The sequence below is a fragment of the Arthrobacter sp. ok362 genome (assembly GCF_900102785.1).
Classification (GTDB): domain Bacteria; phylum Actinomycetota; class Actinomycetes; order Actinomycetales; family Micrococcaceae; genus Arthrobacter.
On sequence record NZ_FNGC01000001.1, the window covers coordinates 429,528 to 447,415 of the forward strand.

The window sequence follows — 17,888 nt, forward strand, 5'->3', positions numbered from 1 at the left end:
AGCTTAGGGCCCGGGAGGCCGATCCAGCAGCCGGCGGCGAAGGCCGGGCCACGAGGCGCCGAAACCGGGGTGCAACTCCTTGTCATTGACGCGCTCGACCGGCACCCACTGGAGTTCAAGGCTCTCAGGATCGCTGATGGCGGCGTCGAACGGCTCCAACGTTTCGGCAACCACCGTCGTATAGGTCCAGTAGCCGACGTCGAACACCGAAGTAAACAGCACGCGGACGTTTTCCGGCGGCACGGCTGCTTCTTCCTTCGCCTCACGGAGGGCTCCGTCGATGGCTTCCTCACCGTGGTGCAGGGCACCTCCGGGCAGTCCCCAGGTTCCGCCCTGATGGCTCCACAGGGCGCGGTGTTGCAGCAAGACACCTTTCGCCGGGTCGTGGACGAGGAGGCCCGCGGAGCCGAAGCGTCCCCAGAACCGTCCACGGTCACCTTCGACCCATGCATCACCTGGGTCGCGTGGACCGAGGTGTCTTGGCAGTTCGCTGGGCAGCGGCCCGGCGAAAGACGTTTCCCCGGGCTGAGGGGCGGGTATGCGTTCCATCCCTACAGCTTGCCACGCGCCGGACCACACGACGGCGGGCGGCGTACGAAGTGTTACGGCCGGGGTGGCAGGGAGGGGCTGGCGCGGTGGCCGGGGTGGCGGGGAGGGGCTGGCGCGGTGGCCGGGGTGGTCAGGCAATTCCATCATTACCGTCGTACCCCTCTGGCAGAGTTCAGTTATGGAAGCCGTTGGAGAGTTCGTCCCGGATCAGGCCGACCGGCCAGGGTCCGCGATGCCCGCCCGGCTTCGGCCGTTGGCGGCCGTTCCGTGTGCCGCAGGCGATCCGGTGGACTGCAGTGTCGCGGCGGCGCTGGCGTTGCTTCGCGCATGCAGTGAGTCTGCGGCAGGGAACGTTGCCCGATTGAACTTCGTCGAGGCTTCCGATTTCGCCGATGACGTCGAGGACCTGTCCCGCACGGTCGAGTATCTGCAGATCATCGCTGCCGCCGGAGTGGACCGCACGCGCCGCGAGGCGGCCGCGGTACAGAAGGCGTCCGCGGGGTGGGGCTCGGATACGGCGGCCGGGACAGCTGGCGACTGGCTGACGGGGTGGAACCAGGAACCCGGCGAATCTACGTCTGCGGCGGCGTCGACTGCGGTGGCCGCGTCCGCCGTGGCGGATGATGGGTACCGGAATTCGGCGGAGTTCCTGCAGGCGCGGCTGCGGATCGGCGCGTCCGAGGCCAAGCGCCGGCTGGTCCTTGCCGCCGAGCTGCTGCCCCGGACCGGCATCGCGGGCCGGGCCCTGCCGCCGGCGCGGCAGGAACTCGCCGCGGCCGTCGCCTAAGGGACCATCGCCTCCCGCACGGCCACGCTCATCGCGATGTCCCTGGACCGGGTCGGGCACGTGGCCGCGCCGGAGGCTGTTGAGGGCATGGAACATGCCCTGACGATAACGGCGGTCGAGAACGATCCCGATTTCCTGGCCCGGGTCGCCCGGCGCTGGATTGAGGCCCTGGACCAGGACGGGGCCGAGCCGTCAGAGGAGGCGCTGCGCGGGCTCCAGGGTGCCTTCGTCCGGAAACCCCGGCACGGGCTCCATCATCTGGAAGTCTTCGCCACCACCGACCAGTTCGAACACCTCGTCACGGTGATGAACGTGGCGACCAACCCGCGGACGGGTGCCGCTGCCAACGCGGGTGCCGCTGCGAACGCGGGTGCCGCTGCGAACGCGGGCGACGCTGCGAACGCGGGCGACGTTGCCAACGCGCGTGCCGCCGCCAACGCAGGCGACGCCGGCGACGCCGGCGACGCTGCGAACGTGGGTGACGGCGGTAGGGCCGTCGCTGCCGGCGCCCGGTCGGAATTCGGGGTCCGTGCGGGAGTGGAACCTGAAGTCGATGCGGGAGCGGACGGCGAGAACGGGAACGGGATCGACGCGGCTGCTGCACGCCTGGACCCCCGCTCGCGGCCGCAAAAAATGCTCGACGGTCTCGTCGGCGCCTGCCAAGCCGCCCTTGCTACAGGAAACCTGCCGGCGGCGGGAGGGCTCCGCCCCCAGATCATGGCAACCATCAACTACCGCGACCTCGTTGAACGGCTCGGCACCAACGAACCCTGGCCCAACGGATCTCACGGCACCACCGCCACCCACAGCTCCGGCGCGGCCGGATCCTTGTTGTTCACCGGGCCCGTGACGGCGTCGACCGTGCGTAAGATCGCGTGCGACGCCGACATCATCCCGGTCCTGCTCGGCGGCGAGGGCAGGATCCTGGACATCGGCCGCGCCTCACGGATCTTCCCGCCCCACATCCGGAAAGCCATCACCGCCCGCGACCAGGGCTGTGCCTTCCCGCAATGCACCATCCCCGCGCCCTGGTGCGAAGCCCACCATGTCACCTACTGGTCACGGGGCGGCAGCACCGGAACGGACAACGGAACGCTGCTGTGCTCGCACCACCATCACCTGATCCACAAGCAACAGTGGACCATCCAGATGCGCAGCGGCATTCCCTGGTTTATCCCACCGCCACACATAGACCCGGGCCAGATCCCCCGACGGAACCGCTATTTCCGCCTCGAATAACCGTCCGGGCGGTGGTGGTGGACATGCTCTCCGGGCCTACGCTGGAGGTATGGCCGAACGTCGGCTCGTGCTGCGGGCAGTCAAGTCCTTCCACACTTTCGCCTGGTTCACAATCGAGGCTTGCATGGTCTACGTCCTTTACACCGGCATCAGGGGCCGCACCGATCGGACGACCGGCACGGCCGCCGCTGTGGTGGCCGGCGAGACCCTGATCTTTGCGTCCAACGGTTTCCATTGCCCGCTCACCGCTGTCGCGAAGGACCTTGGCGACGTCACGGGTTCCGTCACGGACATCTACCTGCCGCATTGGTTCGCAAGAAACCTGCCCGGGATCCACGTTCCGCTGATCCTCATAGCGGCGCTATTGCACTGGCGAAACTGGCGGCATCACGTGGTCCGAAACTGCCAGCGGAAGCTATTACTCGGGAGATAGCCGGCAGAACGTATTGGCCGCGGAAGGGGCTAGAGGGGCGGCACGCCACAGGCACAAACAACGAATGCCATCCCGAGCCGCCCCAAGGTGAACTGCCTACTTCTTCCCGAAAAGCCCGCCCAGGATGTCGTCGAGGCCACCGAAGCCGCCCTGACCCGCGCCACCACTCGCGGAGCTGCCCTGACCGCTGCCCTGACCGCCGCCCAGTCCGCCAAGGATCCCACCCAGGATGCCGCCAAGGTCGACGCCGCCGGCCTGGCCGGCGTCAGCCTGAGCGCCACTCTGGCCCCCGGACTGCCCCGCGGACCCACCCTGCGTGCCGCCTTGGCCTCCGCCCAGAACCTTGTTCGCGAGGTAGGACATCACGATGGGTGCCAGGATCGGCAACAGTTTCCGTACCAGATCGCCACCGGCACCGCCCAGTTGGCCAGTCCCGGCGAGCTGGCTGGCCACATGGTCCTGCTGCCCGCCGAAGACGTGGTTGACGATCTTTTCGCCGTCGACCGTATCAACCTGGCCCACATCAACTCCGCCGTCGATCAGCCCGTCCTGGTGCTGGCCAAGCGCGGACTCAAGTGCTGCCGCCCCGTCAGGAGCCTGCGCATTATTATGCAGTCCGGCCAGGAGCGTGGGCACGGCGGCTTCCACCGCGGAGCGGGCGGTCGACTCGTCCGTGCCGAGCAAGGCTGCGATCTGGCCAATCGGGACCTGCCCGATAATGTCGTTGAGCTCAGTCATGTCGTACTCCTTAGTGCCGCGCGTCGAGGCCGGCGAGCTGGGAATCGGCGTCCCTGCGGACCCCGTTGAATTACTGCCCCTGAATCGTAGCCCTGCCGGTTGGGCCGGTGGAAGGCTGCCCCGGGGCCCGGGGAACCGTCCGGGAACGGCCCGGAATGCGGGTAATCTTAGAGAGTTCCGGAGCCGGCACGGTCGCTCCGGAGGTGTTCATGGCAGGCAGCAAAAGGCGAGGTTGATGGTCCACATCTGGAACGATCTGTCCGAAGTCCCGGCGGACTTTGGTCCTTCGGTTGTCACGTTCGGCAATTTCGACGGCGTGCACCGCGGCCACCAGCAGGTGCTGTCGCAGCTCATCCGCACCGCCCGATTGAACCACGCCCGCGCCGTCGCGATCACCTTCGATCCGCACCCCGCGCAAGTGCACCGACCCGAGTCGGCTCCCGAGCTGATCATGGGGCTGGAGGACAAGCTCGTGGCCCTGGGCGAGCTCGGCCTCGATGCCGTGCTGGTGATGAAGTACTCAATGGAGCTTGCCAGCCTGACCCCTGAAGAATTTGTCGCCACGGTCCTGGTGGACGGCCTGAAAGCGAGCCATGTGGTGATCGGCCACGACGCCCGGTTCGGCCGCGGCAATTCCGGGGACCTCTCCACCATGCAGGAGCTGGGGCGGAAGCTCGGTTTCGAGGTGCTGGTCATCAGCGAGTTCGGCTCTGAAGGCTTCCCCATCCACGACGACGACGGGACGGACCGCCGCTGCTCGTCCACTTGGGTCCGCGAGGCCCTGCGCGCTGGCGACGTCGCCACCGCCGCTGCAGTGCTCGGCAGGCCGCACCGGATGCGCGGCGAGGTGGTGCACGGTGCCGCCCGCGGCCGCGACCTCGGCTTCCCCACGGCAAACCTCGCCTCGACGGCCAGCGGATACATCCCCGCGGACGGGATCTACGCCGGCTGGCTTGTGGACCAGGAGGGCACCCGCTGGCCCGCCGCCATCTCCGTGGGCTCCAACCCCACGTTCGACGGCGTGAGCCGTCAGGTCGAAGCCCACGTGATCGACCGCCCGGAAGAGTCCGCCGACGACTTCGATCTGTACGACCAGACAGTTGTGGTGGAATTTGTCTCCAGGCTTCGCGGCATGGTGGCGTACCGTGGGGCTGAGGCTTTGGTGGAGCAAATGCGCCTGGACGTCGTCCAGGCCCATGACATCCTGTTCGCCCGCTGATAACCGGGCCAGATCGGCTTCGGCTCCTCGCGCTGACGGCGTTCTGGCTCACTGGAGCCGCGCGCTGATTGGCAGCCACGTGGCAAGGAAGGCAAGAGAGACTTGACCATCGAGAAGAACACGAGGGAACTGGACCAGGACATTGTCCGGGACTTCAGCGCGCGCATGAGCTACGCGTCCTACTTGCAGTTGCCCACCCTGCTCAGCGCCCAGCAGCCGGTCAGCACGCCGGAACACCACGACGAGATGCTGTTCATCATCCAGCACCAGACCACGGAGCTGTGGCTGAAGCTGGTACTGCATGAGCTTCGCAGCGCCGCCGCATGGCTGCGTTCTGACGACCTCGGCTCCGCCCTAAAGGCGATCGCCCGCGTCAAGCACATCCAGAAGACCCTCACCGAGCAATGGTCCGTGCTGGCCACCCTGACGCCTACCGAGTACTCCCAGTTCCGCGGCTTCCTCGGCAACTCGTCCGGATTCCAGTCCAGCCAGTACCGTGCGGTCGAGTTCCTCCTCGGCAACAAGAATGCCAAGATGCTTCCGGTGTTCGAATCGGACCCCGAGGCCCACGAGATGCTGCGCGAACTGCTCGATGCCCCCAGCATCTATGACGATTTCCTCGCCTATCTCAAGCGCCAGGGCTTTGACGTCCCGGCCTCCGTGCTGCAGCGCGACGTCACCAAAGCCCACGAGTTCTGCCCGGAGCTGGTCCCCGTGTTCAAGTACATCTACGAGAACGCCGCCGACAACTGGGGCGCGTACGAGGCCTGCGAGGAACTCGTGGACCTCGAGGACAATTTCCAGCTGTGGCGTTTCCGCCACCTGCGCACCGTCCAGCGCACCATCGGCATGAAAGCCGGCACTGGCGGATCCAGCGGTGCCGCGTTCCTGCAGAAGGCCCTTGAGCTGACCTTCTTCCCTGAGCTCTTCGCCGTGCGGACGGAGATCGGCCAGTGAGCATCCCCGCGGGCACCGACGCAAGGGACGCCCTGTGGCAGCGCGCCCTGGATCTTGACGGCGCCGATCCGCTGGCCGGCTACCGTGACCACTTCGTCGGCACGGACACGGATTTGTCCTACCTTGACGGCAACTCCCTGGGCCGGCCGCTCAAGCGGTCCGTCACCGACATCACCAGCTTCATCCAGGACAGCTGGGGCGGCCGCCTGATCCGGGGCTGGGACGAGGAATGGCTCGAACTGCCCCAGGCCATCGGCGATCAGCTGGGCCGCTCGGTGCTCGGCGCGGCGCCCGGACAGACGATCATCGCCGATTCCACCACCGTGGTGCTGTACAAGCTCATCCGCGCGGCCCTGGCCGCTGTGACGGATCCGGCGCGGACGGAAATCGTCCTGGACACGGACAATTTCCCCACCGACCGCTACCTGGTGGAGGGAATCGCCCGCGAAGAAGGCCTGACCCTGCGCTGGATCGACGCCGATCCCGCCTCCGGTGTCACGGTCGAGCAGGTGCGGGCCGCCACGGGCCCGGCCACCGCCGTCGTGGTCCTGAGCCAGATCGCCTACCGCTCCGGCTTCCTCGCGGACCTTCCGGCCATCACCGCGGCAGTCCACGACGCCGGCGCCCTAGTGGTGTGGGACCTGTGCCACTCTGCCGGGTCGGTGGAGATCGCATTGGACGACGCCGACGTCGACTTCGCGGCCGGCTGCACCTACAAGTACCTCAATGGGGGACCGGGTTCGCCCGCCTTCGCCTACGTCAATTCCCGGCACCTGGCCGGACTGCAGCAGCCGATCTGGGGCTGGATGGGACGCAAGGACGCGTTCGAAATGGGCCCGGGTTACGAGGCCGCTCCCGGCATCCGGGGCTTCCTCAGCGGCACCCCGGCCATTTTTGGGATGCTCGCCATGCGCGGCACCCTGGGCCTGATCGAGGAAGTGGGGATGGCCGCCGTCCGGAAAAAGTCACGGCTGCTCACGGCCTTTGCCCTCGAACTCTTCGACGCCTGGCTGGCACCGGCCGGCGTGCAGCTGTCCACCCCGCGTAATCCGGCACTGCGCGGCAGCCACGTGACGGTGGACCACCCTGCGTTCCGTGAAATGACGGCCGCCTTGTGGGACCAGGATGTGATTCCCGATTTCCGTGCCCCGCAGGGCATCAGGATCGGGCTGTCGCCGCTCAGCAGCTCCTTCGCGGAGGTCTACCGGGGCGTCGCCGCCATCCGCGAGCTGCTTTCGGGCCAGGAAAGCGGAACGCGGCAACCGCCACAGGCAGACGGCGAGGCAGCCGGCGCGGCTGCGGGCGCGGCCGGCGCGGCTGCCGGTTTCGACAAGACCGCGGACGTGCCACTAAACTAAACGTTGGATCCGGCTGCAGTCCGTGGCGGCTGGTCCGTGTTGTGTACGGGATACCCGGCTTCGGCGGGGGATTCCGGGACGGCACCCCCGGCAGTGAATTACTGATTCGGGCCTCACGGCACATCTCTAGGAGTTATTGTGGCACTTGAAGCCGCTGTAAAGCAGTCCATCATCAAGGATTTCGCAACGTCCGAGGGCGACACCGGTTCGCCGGAGGTCCAGGTTGCAGTCCTGACTCAGCGGATCAAGGATCTCACTGAGCACATGAAAGAGCACAAGCACGATTACCACACCCAGCGCGGTCTGCTGGCCATGGTTGGTCGTCGCAAGCGCATGCTCACCTACCTCAAGAACACTGACATCACCCGCTACCGTAAGCTCATCGAGCGCCTCGGCCTGCGTCGCTAGTCAGCTTTAAGGGGCGGCCCCTTCCGGACCGGAACGGGCCGCCTTCTTCAGGAAAAAACTAAACAGGAGGATCAACCGCATCACGCATTCGCGGTCCTCGGTAGTGATCCCCGGGAACGGCCTCAAGGAACGAGGCCCCGCCCGTGGGTCTCGATCGATGACCGGGTGCAGTGCAGGCCAGTAGACAGATGCTGGACTGGGTTGATGCGGCTGGGCTCCGTGAACCATGAAACGGAGGTGACTCTCTATGGAGGGTCCCGAAATCCAGTTCTCAGAAGCAGTCATTGACAATGGCCGCTTCGGCAAGCGTGTAATCCGCTTTGAAACCGGCCGCCTTGCCAAGCAGGCAGCCGGCGCAGCGATGGTCTACATCGATGAAGAGACCGCGCTGCTGTCCGCAACCACCGCCGGCAAGCACCCGCGTGAAGGTTTCGACTTCTTCCCGCTGACCGTCGACGTCGAAGAGCGCATGTACGCCGCCGGCCGCATCCCGGGCTCGTTCTTCCGCCGCGAAGGCCGTCCCTCCACAGAAGCCATCCTGGCCTGCCGCCTCATGGACCGCCCGCTGCGCCCCGCGTTCGTCAAGGGCCTGCGCAACGAGGTCCAGATCGTCGTCACCGTGCTGTCCATCAACCCGGACGAGCTCTACGACGTCGTCGCGATCAACGCGTCCTCGATGTCCACCCAGCTTTCCGGCCTGCCCTTCTCCGGCCCGATCGGCGGCGTCCGCGTTGCCCTCGTTGCCGACGAGAACGGCTCGCAGTGGGTTGCGTTCCCGAAGCACTCCCAGCTCGAGAACGCCGTCTTCAACATGGTCGTTGCCGGCCGCATCGCAGGTGACGACGTCGCCATCATGATGGTTGAAGCCGAAGCTACCGACAACTCCTGGAACCTCATCAAGGAACAGGGCGCCACCGCCCCGACCGAAGAGGTTGTTTCCGAAGGCCTCGAGGCTGCCAAGCCGTTCATCAAGGCCCTCTGCGAAGCACAGTCCGACCTGGCAGCCCGCGCCGCCAAGCCGACCGTCGAGTTCCCGGTCTTCCTGGACTACCAGGACGACGTCTACGCCGCCGTGGAGTCCGCCGCCGCCGAGAAGCTGGCCGCTGTCTTCCAGATCGCCGACAAGCAGGAACGCGACACCGCATCGGATTCGCTCAAGGACGAGGTCACCTCTTCCCTGGCCGGCCAGTTCGAAGGCCGCGAGAAGGAGCTGTCCGCAGCCTTCCGCTCCGTCACCAAGCAGGTTGTGCGCCAGCGCATCCTCAAGGACCAGATCCGCATCGACGGCCGCGGCCTGACGGACATCCGCCAGCTCACCGCCGAGGTTGAGGTTCTGCCCCGCGTCCACGGCTCGGCCATCTTCGAACGCGGCGAGACCCAGATCATGGGTGTCACCACGCTGAACATGCTCAAGATGGAACAGCAGATCGACTCGCTCTCTCCCGTGACGCGCAAGCGCTACATGCACAACTACAACTTCCCGCCGTACTCCACCGGCGAGACCGGCCGCGTCGGTTCCCCGAAGCGCCGCGAAATCGGCCACGGTGCCCTCGCAGAGCGCGCCATCATGCCGGTGCTGCCGTCCCGCGAGGAATTCCCCTACGCCATCCGCCAGGTGTCTGAGGCGCTCAGCTCCAACGGTTCGACGTCGATGGGTTCCGTCTGCGCCTCCACGCTGTCCCTGCTCAACGCAGGCGTGCCGCTGAAGGCTGCCGTTGCCGGTATCGCCATGGGCCTGGTCTCTGACCAGGTTGACGGCCAGACCCGCTACGCAGCCCTGACCGATATCCTCGGCGCCGAAGATGCCTTCGGCGACATGGACTTCAAGGTTGCCGGTACCTCCGAGTTCGTCACGGCCATCCAGCTGGACACGAAGCTCGACGGCATCCCGGCCTCGGTCCTGGCCGCCGCCCTGAAGCAGGCCCGCGAAGCGCGCCTGCACATCCTGGACGTCCTGAACTCCGCGATCGACACCCCGGACGAGCTCTCCGAGTTCGCGCCGCGCGTCATCGCGGTCAAGATCCCGGTTGACAAGATCGGCGAGGTCATCGGCCCGAAGGGCAAGATGATCAACCAGATCCAGGAAGACACCGGAGCCGACATCTCGATCGAGGACGACGGAACTGTCTACATCGGCGCCACCAACGGCCCGTCTGCCGACGCAGCACGTTCCGCGATCAACGCCATCGCCAACCCGCAGGTGCCGGAAATCGGTGAGCGCTACCTGGGCACGGTCGTCAAGACCACCACCTTCGGCGCCTTCGTTTCCCTGACCCCGGGCAAGGACGGCCTCTTGCACATCTCCGAGCTGCGCAAGATCGCTGGCGGCAAGCGCGTTGACAACGTCGAGGACGTCGTCTCCGTGGGCCAGAAGATCCAGGTGGAAATCACCAAGATCGACGACCGTGGAAAGCTCTCCCTCTCACCCGTAGTGGCTGAGGATGCAGCTTCGGAGAACGCCGACAACGCTGAGGTCTCCGAGGAGTCCGCAGAGTAGTCTCTCCTGCATCAAAGAGCGGGGCCGGTGGATCAACCACCGGCCCCGCTGCTGTTTAAAGGTAGGATGGCAGGCAGATTTGGCACGTGTTCAATGAAAGGCCTTGATGACTGTCGTTCCCCTGCCGCTAGAGCAGAACCAGCACGCTGACACCCTGATCCACGGAGCCGACGGCGGTTCCGAGGTGCGACGCTCGGTCCTGCCCGGCGGCGTCCGCGTGCTTACTGAAGCGATGCCCGGCCAGCGCTCTGCCACGATCGGTTTCTGGGTCGGGGTGGGCTCCCGGGACGAGGCCCCCGGCCAGCACGGCTCCACGCACTTTTTGGAGCATCTGCTCTTCAAGGGCACCAAACGCCGCACCGCGCTGGAGATCGCCTCGGCCTTCGATGAGGTCGGCGGGGAATCGAACGCCGCCACGGCGAAAGAGAGCACCTGCTACTTCGCCCGCGTGCTGGACAGTGACCTTCCCATGGCGATCGACGTCATCGCCGACATGATCACTGGTGCCGTCCTGGACCCGCAGGAAATGGAGCAGGAGCGGGACGTCATCCTCGAGGAAATCGCCATGGACAGCGACGACCCCACCGACGTCGCGCACGAGAACTTCGTCGCCGCCGTGCTGGGAATGCACCCGCTGGGCCGCCCCATCGGCGGCACCCCGGCAGCCATTCGGGCCGTGGCGCGCGACTCGGTGTGGGACCACTACCGCCGCTACTACCGTCCAGACGAGCTCGTGGTCACCGCGGCCGGCGGGCTGGACCACGACGTCGTCTGCGGGCTCGTGGTGGATGCCCTGCACTCTGCCGGCTGGAACCTTGAGCCCGCTGCCGCCCCCGTTCAGCGCCGCTCCACCGAGCGTGCGGCCATCACCGGCACGGCCGGCCTGCACGTGGTCAAGCGCCAGGTGGAGCAGGCCAACATCATTATGGGCTGTCCCTCGCTGGTCGCCACCGACGACCGCCGCTTTGTCATGAGCGTGCTCAACGCCGTCCTCGGCGGCGGCATGTCCTCCCGGCTTTTCCAGGAGGTCCGGGAGAAGCGCGGCCTCGTCTACTCGACCTACTCCTTCGCCTCCTCCTATGCCGACGCCGGCTATTTCGGCATGTACGCCGGATGCACGCCGTCGAAGGTCCGTCAGGTCATAGGGCTGCTCGGCGCCGAACTCGACAAGCTGGCGGCGGACGGCATCACCGACGAGGAGCTCCGGAAGGCCGTGGGGCAGCTGTGCGGCGGAATCGTGCTCGCGCTTGAGGACACCGGCTCCCGGATGTCCCGCCTGGGCCGCGCGGAACTGGTGTCCGGCGAGTACCAGGACATCGATGAAACCCTGCGCCAGATCAAGGCCGTCACGGCGTCGGAGGTCCAGGTGCTCGCCCGCGAGCTCGCGGCCGCCCCACGGACCGTCACGGTGGTAGGCCCCTTCGAGGAAACCGAGACGTTTGGGCTCTAGGTAATTCCCGGGCCAATTTCTGCACTGTCCAATTTCTGCCCTGTGGGCCGTGCGCCAACCGGCTGGGCACGGCCGGTCGGTGTGCCGCCGGTCTTTACACCACAGTAGGCACGGCGTCATGATGGTGGCGGGGTCACTCGGGAGGAACTCCACATGGGAGAAACTGCGCACCGGCCACTGCGAGGCAGTGCATGCGAAGCGCTTGAGGCTTTCCTAGGCCATTGGACGGGGACCACGCACTGGGAGTCAACCGCGTGGGGTCCGGCGCGCAGCGCGGACACCGAGATCATCTTTGCCCCGGCGGCGGCCGGGCTTGCCGTCACCCAAAGTTACCGGCATACGGATGCGGACGGGACCCGCGCCGAAGGCCATGGTGTCTTCACCACGGACCCGGACCACCCGGACACGCTCCTGTACCACGTCAACAGCCTGGGACTGCCGCCCGAGGCGCCGGCGCGCGCCAGTTGGGATGGTGGCACCTTGACCGTGGAACGGCGCAGCGACCGCGGCACGGCGCGGCACACGTTCCGGGTGGACGACGGCGAACTGACGCACGCCGCCGGTCTCCGCCTGGGCAGGGCGAGCGAGTTCACCCAGATCATGACCACGGTCTGCCGGCGCGTCGCCGAGGGCGCCTCGATCCCGGCCTGAGGTTTCGAGTTCCGCGCCGATTTCTCGGGCCCGCATATTCGGGCCGGACTACGCATGAAATGCGCCGCGGAAAGCCCCGGGCGTGCTCGGGTTAACCGCCGGCGAACGGCGGCAGCACGTCCACGACGTCGGCCGGCTTGAGCGCCGCGGCCTGGTCACGCACGGCAACTTCGTTGAGCAGGAAGCTGGAGCGGGACAGGATGCGGGCCAGCGGCGGCGTACCGGCCGGCGGTTCGGGGCGTTCGACGGCGAGGATCGCCTCCAGCAGCGAGGCGAGGGTGTCGCCGTCGGCGAGGTCGTAGCGTTCTTCATCCACGCCGGCAGCAGCGCGCGCTGCAGCGAAGTAGCGTACGTTCACGAAAAAATCAGCCTCCGATGGCGCTCATGCTGCGGTCCGGCTGGACGAAGTCGGGGGCACCGAGGCCCACATGGTCCATGCCGTGGGCCTTGGGTTTGACCCACATGGCGTCCTGCCAGCGTTCGGCGAGCTGTTCGTCGCTTGCGCCCTCGCGCAAGAGCCCCAGCAGGTCCACTTCCTCGCGCGAGAACAGGCAGCTCATGATCTTGCCCTCGGCGGTGATGCGCGTTCGGCGGCAGTCTGAGCAGAATGGCTCCGTGACGGAGGCGATGATGCCCACGGTTCCGAGCACAGGCCCGGTGGCCGGTCCGGTGCCGGGAACCCGGGCACGGACCTCGAACCGCTCCGCCGGCGCGCCGTCGCGCTCCCGGGGGTCGGAACTGAGCACATAGTCGGTGGAGAGCAGTTCGCGGATCTCCGCGGCGGTGATCATATTCCGTCGGGTCCAGCCGTGGTCCGCGTCCAGCGGCATCTGCTCGATGAACCGCAGTTCATAGCCGCGATCCAGTGCCCAGGCCAGCAGGGCCGGGGACTCGGCGTCGTTGATCCCGCGCATGAGTACAGCGTTGAGCTTGACCGGGCCCAGGCCCGCAGCCCAGGCGGCGTCGACGCCGGCGAGGACCTTGTTCAGGAAGGGGCGGCGGGTCAGCTGGGCAAAGGTTTCCTCGTGCAGGGAATCCAGCGAGACGTTGATCCTGGAGAGTCCCGCGGCCTTGAGCCCGGCGGCCTTCTTGTCCAGGCCGACGCCGTTGGTGGTCATCGAGATCGGCAGCCCGGGGTGGGCCTGGCGGAGCGCGGCGATGATCTCCAGCAGGTCCGCGCGCACCAGCGGCTCGCCGCCGGTCAGCCGCAGTTCACGCACGCCGAGCATGTCGACGCCGATCCGCACGATCCGGACGATTTCCTCCGCGGACATCACCGCCTGCTTGGACAACCACTCCAGGCCCTCGGCCGGCATGCAATAGGTGCAGCGCAGGTTGCATTTGTCCGTTAGTGAGAGCCGCATGTCGGTGGCACGGCGGCCGTAGCGATCCACCAGCCCGGCAGGCAGGCCCTCCGGGCGCCCGGACAGTGCGGCTGAACCGGACAGTGCGGGTGAAGGAGGCATGGCCGCTCCGGGACTGCCTGCCACTCGGGGCTGGGGCATACCCAGTTGAACTGTCATAGAGTCAGGCTACGCCACCTCGCGGCCCACGTCACAGCCGCATGACGGCACGGATATTACGTGTTCGGGAAGGATGCCCTGTGGGGATCCGGGACCCTGCCCGCGGCGTGGCCGCGAACCTATGCTGGAAGCGTGAACAACACCCAGCCGGCCCCGGACGGAACGGAACACCGGCGCATCCTCCTGGTCGAAGACGAGCCGACCATCGCCGGAGTGGTTCGCGACTACCTCGTCCAGGCGGGATTCCAGGTGGTCCTCGCCGCCGACGGGTTCACAGCCCTGCGCCTCGCGGCCGAACGCCGTCCGGACCTGGTGCTGCTGGACCGGATGCTGCCGGGCCTGGACGGCGTGGAAGTCTGCCGCCGGCTCCGTGCGGCACATAGTGTCCCGGTCATCATGCTCACGGCCCTGGGGACGGAGGACGATCGCATCCTGGGCCTGGAAGCCGGCGCGGACGACTACGTCACCAAGCCGTTCTCGCCCCGGGAGCTGGTACTGCGGGTCCGCTCGGTCCTGCGCCGGAGCGTTCCCGAATTTAGCCCGGAGCCCTCCGTCGAAGTGGGCGGCTTCGACCTCAGCCCGGCCGCACGCACCGTCTCCCGCCATGGCAGGGCCCTGGCGCTGACGGCCCGGGAGTTCGACCTGCTGGCCTTCATGCTCCGCCGTCCCCGGCAGGTCTTCAGCCGTGAGGAACTCATGAAGGCCGTCTGGGGCTGGGACTACGGGGACCTGTCCACGGTGACGGTCCACGTGCGGAGGCTGCGGGAGAAGATCGAGGACGACCCCACCCGGCCCTCCGTCCTGAAAACGGTCTGGGGCGTGGGCTACCGGCTGGACCCCAACGACGAGGAAGAGTCCGCCGGTGCAGACCTCTGAACTCCTGACCATCATTGGATGGGCCGTGGCGTGGGGAGCCCTGATCGGGGCCGCGTCACTGCTCATCCTGAAATCGCTGCGCAGGGCATCGTTCGCGGTCCAGATCTGCGTGGTGGTGCTCGCCGCCGTGGCGGTCCTGACGGCCGGAATGGTCAGCGCCTTCAACGCCATGTTTATTTCTGCACGGGACCTCGAGGTCATGTGGTACGTCATGGCCGTGGCCTCGGTGGTGGCAGTTTCGATCGCCCTCGTGCTGGGATCAAGGGTCTCGCGGAACGCCAAGGCGCTGGCCGACGCCGCCCGGAGCATCGGCCGCGGCGAGAGTCCCGGGATCCAGTCCCCGGTGATGAGCCACGAACTTGCCGCCCTCGCCGCGGAGCTTGAATCCAGCAGCCGAATGCTGGAGGCATCCCGGCAGCGTGAAGCCGCCGTCGAGAACGCCCGCCGCGAACTGGTCAGCTGGATCTCCCACGATCTCCGGACGCCGCTGGCGAGCATGCGGGCCATGACCGAGGCCCTGGAGGACGGAATGGCGGCGGACGTTCCCGGCTATTACCGCAAGATCATCGCCCAGACCGACCTCATGGCCGGCATGGTCAACGACCTCCTGGAGCTGTCGAAGATCCACGCCGGGACCATGCGGCTCAAGGCCGAACCGCTGGACCTGTACGACCTCGCCAGCGACGCCATTGCCGATCTCGCCCCACTGGCGCAGCAGCACGGCATTACGCTCGACGGCGGCGGCGGGCGGGAAAGCCTGGCCCTCGCCGACGGCCCTTCGATGGGGCGCGCCATCCGGAATGTGGTGCTCAACGCCATCGTCCACAGCGCGCCCGGTTCCCGTGTCACCGTGGAAGTGGGCCGGGAAGGGGACCGGGCCGTCGTCGCGGTCACCGACGGCTGCGGCGGGATCCCAGAGGCAGACCTCCCGCACGTGTTCGAGACAGGCTGGCAGAAGGACCCGGCGAGGAGACAGCCCGGCCGTTGGACCGCCGGGGACGACAGAGCCGCGATGGACGGCGCTGGGGTAGACGGCGGCCGGGACGCCGGAGCCCCGAACGACGGCGACCTCGTGCCCGCGCCGCCTGAGCCGGCGGGCGCCATGCGCTACAGCGGCGCCGGGCTAGGCCTGAGCATTGTTGCCGGAATAGTCAGCGCCCATCAGGGCACCGTCACCGTGGAAAACGTCGACGGCGGATGCCGGTTCTCGCTGCTGCTCCCTGGCCAGGGATCTTCTGGCCAGGAGGCTCCGGCCGAGGGAGCAACAGCAGCGGGAGCACAGGACCGGATTCCGCGCGACGCGGCGGAGGAACAACTCCGGGCAGGACAGTCACAGTGAGCAGCGGCGTTGGCTTAGACGGGCAGGGGAAGGAAATGGACGAGACACTCGCTGGCAAGGACCAAGAACAAGGGCGCACGCAGGGGCAGCGAGGCTGGACCCGGCAACCGCGCGTCCGGCAACAGCGCACCCAGCAACCGCACACCCGGCAACAGCGCCGTCAGCAACGGCGCGACCTGTGGGCCGCCGGGGCCGGGCTGGTGGCCGTGGGGACCGCGGTGGTGCTCGGTGAGCTCGCTGCCAGCCTGGTGAGCCCCACGGTTTCTCCCGTGACAGCCGTGGGCGGGGCCGTGATCGACACCGTCCCGCCGGGCGTCAAAGAGTGGGTTATCTCCGTGTTCGGCACGGCAGACAAGGTGGCACTTCTGGCGGGCATGGTTCTGGTCATCGCCGCACTCGCGGCCCTGTCCGGTGTCCTTGAAGTGCGGCGCCGCTTCGCCGGCGTGATTCTCATTGCGGTGTTCGGCGCGGTAGGCCTCGTGGCCGTGCTGAGCCGGGCCGACCTGACCGCCAACGCCATCCCCGTCCCGGTGCTCGTGGCACTGGTGGGGATCGCGCTGTTGCGGTGGCTCATCCGGAAACTGTTGGAGTGGCAACCCGTGGCGGGCGACGCGCCGGCGCCGGAGACCGCCCAGTCGGAAGCCGCGGACACCTCGCAGCCTGCCGCCTCGGAAGCCCCCGACACCTCGCGGCCCGCCTCGCCGGAAGCCCCCGACACCTCGCAGCCCGCCTCGCCGGAGGGCGTGCAGCCTGCGGACGCCACGGTCGATGACGCTGGGCCTGCCCGCCGCCGCTTCCTGCTGGCCCTGGGCGGGACGGCAGCCGTTGCCGCCGTCGCCGGTGTGCTCGCCTCCACGCTCAGGGGAGCGGCCGCCGTCGTCAGTGACGTGCGCAGCAAGCTCGTCCTCCCGAAGCCGGCCGCTCCGGCGCCGCCCGTACCGGCGGGAGCTGAGATCCGGCTGGACGGCCTGAGCCCGCTCGTGACGCCGAACAGGGAGTTCTACAGGATCGACACTGCCCTGCGCGTCCCGCTGGTGGACCCGGAGGAATGGACCCTGAAGGTCACGGGTCTGGTGGAACGCGAAATCGAGCTCGACTTCGCCACTCTCCTGGCCAAACCCCTGACGGAACGCCACGTGACCATCGCCTGTGTCTCCAACGAGGTGGGCGGGGACCTGATCGGCAACGCCCGCTGGCTCGGCTGGCCGGTGCGCGAACTGCTCTCCATGGCCGGCCCCAAGGCCGGGGCGGACATGGTGCTTTCCCGCAGCACGGACGGCTGGACGGCGGGGACCCCGCTCGAGGCCCTCACAGACAGCCGCGACGCCCTGCTGGTGGTGGGAATGAACGGGGAACCGCTCCCGCTGGAACATGGATTCCCCGTCCGGCTGATCGTGCCCGGGCTGTACGGCTACGTCTCGGCCACGAAATGGGTCACCGAGCTGAAAGTGACGCGTTACGCGGACGACGTAGCCTACTGGACACCGCGCGGCTGGAGCGAGCGCGGACCCATCAAGACATCGTCCCGCATTGACGTGCCGCGCGACGGCAGCGGCGTGACGGCGGGGCCCGTGGTGTTCGGCGGCGTCGCGTGGGCGCAGCACACGGGCATCGGCAAGGTGGAGGTGCGGGTCAACGGCGGCGATTGGCGCCAGGCCGAGCTGGCCCCGGGGATCTCCAAGGACACGTGGTACCAGTGGAAGCTGGCGCTTGCGCTGACGCCGGGACGGTATGAGGTCCAGGTCCGGGCCACGGCCCTCGACGGTGTGCCGCAGGTCGAGGAGTCCACCCCGGTCGCGCCCAACGGAGCCACTGGCTACCACACGGTTAGAGTTGAGGTGAAGTCCTAGCGAGCCGAGCAAAG

At 67.6% G+C, this 17,888-nt stretch carries 17 protein-coding genes; 13 read left to right on the top strand and 4 right to left on the bottom strand.

Annotated elements, in window-relative coordinates; translation table 11 throughout:
* Window positions 1-3: 3 nt before the first annotated feature.
* Window positions 4-549 carry an NUDIX domain-containing protein gene (locus tag BLQ10_RS01930; RefSeq protein ID WP_091557650.1) on the bottom strand — a complete coding sequence of 182 codons (546 nt, stop codon included), beginning with the start codon at window positions 547-549 and terminating at the stop codon, window positions 4-6.
* A gap of 178 nt (window positions 550-727) precedes the next feature.
* On the opposite strand from BLQ10_RS01930, the gene BLQ10_RS01935 reads away from it, so the two are divergent.
* From BLQ10_RS01935 to BLQ10_RS01945, 3 genes are read left to right on the top strand one after another with little or no spacing between them, the layout of a single operon-like run.
* The gene (locus BLQ10_RS01935) at window positions 728-1,336 is read left to right on the top strand and encodes a hypothetical protein (RefSeq protein ID WP_139164162.1); all 609 of its coding nucleotides are present in this window, start codon (window positions 728-730) and stop codon (window positions 1,334-1,336) included.
* Between the two features lie 36 nt (window positions 1,337-1,372).
* The gene (locus BLQ10_RS01940; protein ID WP_091557656.1) at window positions 1,373-2,575 is read left to right on the top strand and encodes an HNH endonuclease signature motif containing protein; all 1,203 of its coding nucleotides are present in this window, start codon (window positions 1,373-1,375) and stop codon (window positions 2,573-2,575) included.
* A 49-nt stretch (window positions 2,576-2,624) separates the two neighbouring features.
* On the top strand, window positions 2,625-3,008 hold the full coding sequence (locus tag BLQ10_RS01945) for a hypothetical protein (RefSeq protein ID WP_091557658.1): 384 nt from the start codon (window positions 2,625-2,627) through the stop codon (window positions 3,006-3,008).
* A 96-nt stretch (window positions 3,009-3,104) separates the two neighbouring features.
* Here BLQ10_RS01945 and BLQ10_RS01950 read toward each other — a convergent pair whose 3' ends face one another.
* On the bottom strand, window positions 3,105-3,746 hold the full coding sequence (locus tag BLQ10_RS01950) for a DUF937 domain-containing protein (RefSeq protein WP_091557661.1): 642 nt from the start codon (window positions 3,744-3,746) through the stop codon (window positions 3,105-3,107).
* Between the two features lie 235 nt (window positions 3,747-3,981).
* On the opposite strand from BLQ10_RS01950, the gene BLQ10_RS01955 reads away from it, so the two are divergent.
* The 7 genes from BLQ10_RS01955 (at window position 3,982) to BLQ10_RS01985 (ending at window position 12,286) form a co-directional block, all read left to right on the top strand.
* The gene (locus BLQ10_RS01955; protein WP_091557664.1) at window positions 3,982-4,965 is read left to right on the top strand and encodes a bifunctional riboflavin kinase/FAD synthetase; all 984 of its coding nucleotides are present in this window, start codon (window positions 3,982-3,984) and stop codon (window positions 4,963-4,965) included.
* 102 nt (window positions 4,966-5,067) lie between these two features.
* Window positions 5,068-5,922, top strand: coding sequence for a tryptophan 2,3-dioxygenase (kynA, locus tag BLQ10_RS01960; protein WP_091557667.1), 855 nt, complete (start codon window positions 5,068-5,070; stop codon window positions 5,920-5,922).
* Complete coding sequence (gene kynU, locus BLQ10_RS01965; RefSeq protein ID WP_091557670.1) at window positions 5,919-7,280, top strand: kynureninase; 1,362 nt, start codon at window positions 5,919-5,921, stop codon at window positions 7,278-7,280. Before kynA ends, kynU begins: the two co-directional genes overlap by 4 nt.
* Window positions 7,281-7,418: 138 nt before the next feature.
* Entirely contained in the window at window positions 7,419-7,688 is a 270-nt protein-coding gene (gene rpsO / locus BLQ10_RS01970) for a 30S ribosomal protein S15 (protein WP_018774485.1), read from the top strand.
* Between the two features lie 247 nt (window positions 7,689-7,935).
* Window positions 7,936-10,185: a polyribonucleotide nucleotidyltransferase gene (locus tag BLQ10_RS01975; RefSeq protein WP_091557673.1), complete on the top strand. Its 2,250-nt coding sequence runs from the start codon at window positions 7,936-7,938 to the stop codon at window positions 10,183-10,185.
* Between the two features lie 106 nt (window positions 10,186-10,291).
* Window positions 10,292-11,635: a M16 family metallopeptidase gene (locus BLQ10_RS01980; protein WP_091557675.1), complete on the top strand. Its 1,344-nt coding sequence runs from the start codon at window positions 10,292-10,294 to the stop codon at window positions 11,633-11,635.
* 153 nt (window positions 11,636-11,788) lie between these two features.
* Window positions 11,789-12,286 (top strand): DUF1579 domain-containing protein, encoded by a 498-nt coding sequence (locus BLQ10_RS01985; RefSeq protein WP_091557678.1) that lies wholly within the window; start codon window positions 11,789-11,791, stop codon window positions 12,284-12,286.
* Window positions 12,287-12,377: 91 nt separating this feature from the next.
* Here the strand turns inward: BLQ10_RS01985 and BLQ10_RS01990 are convergent, their stop codons facing one another.
* Together BLQ10_RS01990 and moaA are read right to left on the bottom strand one after the other, a co-directional pair.
* Window positions 12,378-12,644 carry a MoaD/ThiS family protein gene (locus tag BLQ10_RS01990; RefSeq protein ID WP_091557680.1) on the bottom strand — a complete coding sequence of 89 codons (267 nt, stop codon included), beginning with the start codon at window positions 12,642-12,644 and terminating at the stop codon, window positions 12,378-12,380.
* A gap of 7 nt (window positions 12,645-12,651) precedes the next feature.
* Entirely contained in the window at window positions 12,652-13,809 is a 1,158-nt protein-coding gene (moaA, locus tag BLQ10_RS01995) for a GTP 3',8-cyclase MoaA (protein ID WP_175558435.1), read from the bottom strand.
* Window positions 13,810-13,941: 132 nt separating this feature from the next.
* Between moaA and BLQ10_RS02000 the strand changes: the two genes are divergently transcribed.
* The 3 genes from BLQ10_RS02000 to BLQ10_RS02010 are packed head-to-tail and all read left to right on the top strand — an operon-like array spanning window position 13,942 to window position 17,874.
* Window positions 13,942-14,685 carry a response regulator transcription factor gene (locus BLQ10_RS02000; protein WP_091557957.1) on the top strand — a complete coding sequence of 248 codons (744 nt, stop codon included), beginning with the start codon at window positions 13,942-13,944 and terminating at the stop codon, window positions 14,683-14,685.
* On the top strand, window positions 14,672-16,024 hold the full coding sequence (locus tag BLQ10_RS02005; RefSeq protein WP_091557685.1) for a sensor histidine kinase: 1,353 nt from the start codon (window positions 14,672-14,674) through the stop codon (window positions 16,022-16,024). The genes BLQ10_RS02000 and BLQ10_RS02005 overlap by 14 nt, the downstream gene beginning before the upstream one ends.
* 35 nt (window positions 16,025-16,059) lie before the next feature.
* A complete protein-coding gene (locus BLQ10_RS02010) occupies window positions 16,060-17,874 on the top strand; it encodes a molybdopterin-dependent oxidoreductase (RefSeq protein ID WP_254785347.1) in 1,815 nt (604 codons plus the stop codon).
* Window positions 17,875-17,888 lie beyond the last annotated feature (14 nt).

Coding starts and splice junctions, on each gene's coding strand:
- BLQ10_RS01955 (WP_091557664.1), top strand. CDS start 3,982: ATGGTCCACATCTGGAACGATCTGTCCGAAGTCCCGGCGGACTTTGGT.
- BLQ10_RS01940 (WP_091557656.1), top strand. CDS start 1,373: ATGTCCCTGGACCGGGTCGGGCACGTGGCCGCGCCGGAGGCTGTTGAG.
- BLQ10_RS02010 (WP_254785347.1), top strand. CDS start 16,060: ATGGACGAGACACTCGCTGGCAAGGACCAAGAACAAGGGCGCACGCAG.
- BLQ10_RS01950 (WP_091557661.1), bottom strand. CDS start 3,746: ATGACTGAGCTCAACGACATTATCGGGCAGGTCCCGATTGGCCAGATC.
- moaA (WP_175558435.1), bottom strand. CDS start 13,809: ATGACAGTTCAACTGGGTATGCCCCAGCCCCGAGTGGCAGGCAGTCCC.
- BLQ10_RS01930 (WP_091557650.1), bottom strand. CDS start 549: ATGGAACGCATACCCGCCCCTCAGCCCGGGGAAACGTCTTTCGCCGGG.
- BLQ10_RS01985 (WP_091557678.1), top strand. CDS start 11,789: ATGGGAGAAACTGCGCACCGGCCACTGCGAGGCAGTGCATGCGAAGCG.
- BLQ10_RS01975 (WP_091557673.1), top strand. CDS start 7,936: ATGGAGGGTCCCGAAATCCAGTTCTCAGAAGCAGTCATTGACAATGGC.
- BLQ10_RS01935 (WP_139164162.1), top strand. CDS start 728: ATGGAAGCCGTTGGAGAGTTCGTCCCGGATCAGGCCGACCGGCCAGGG.
- BLQ10_RS01980 (WP_091557675.1), top strand. CDS start 10,292: ATGACTGTCGTTCCCCTGCCGCTAGAGCAGAACCAGCACGCTGACACC.
- BLQ10_RS01945 (WP_091557658.1), top strand. CDS start 2,625: ATGGCCGAACGTCGGCTCGTGCTGCGGGCAGTCAAGTCCTTCCACACT.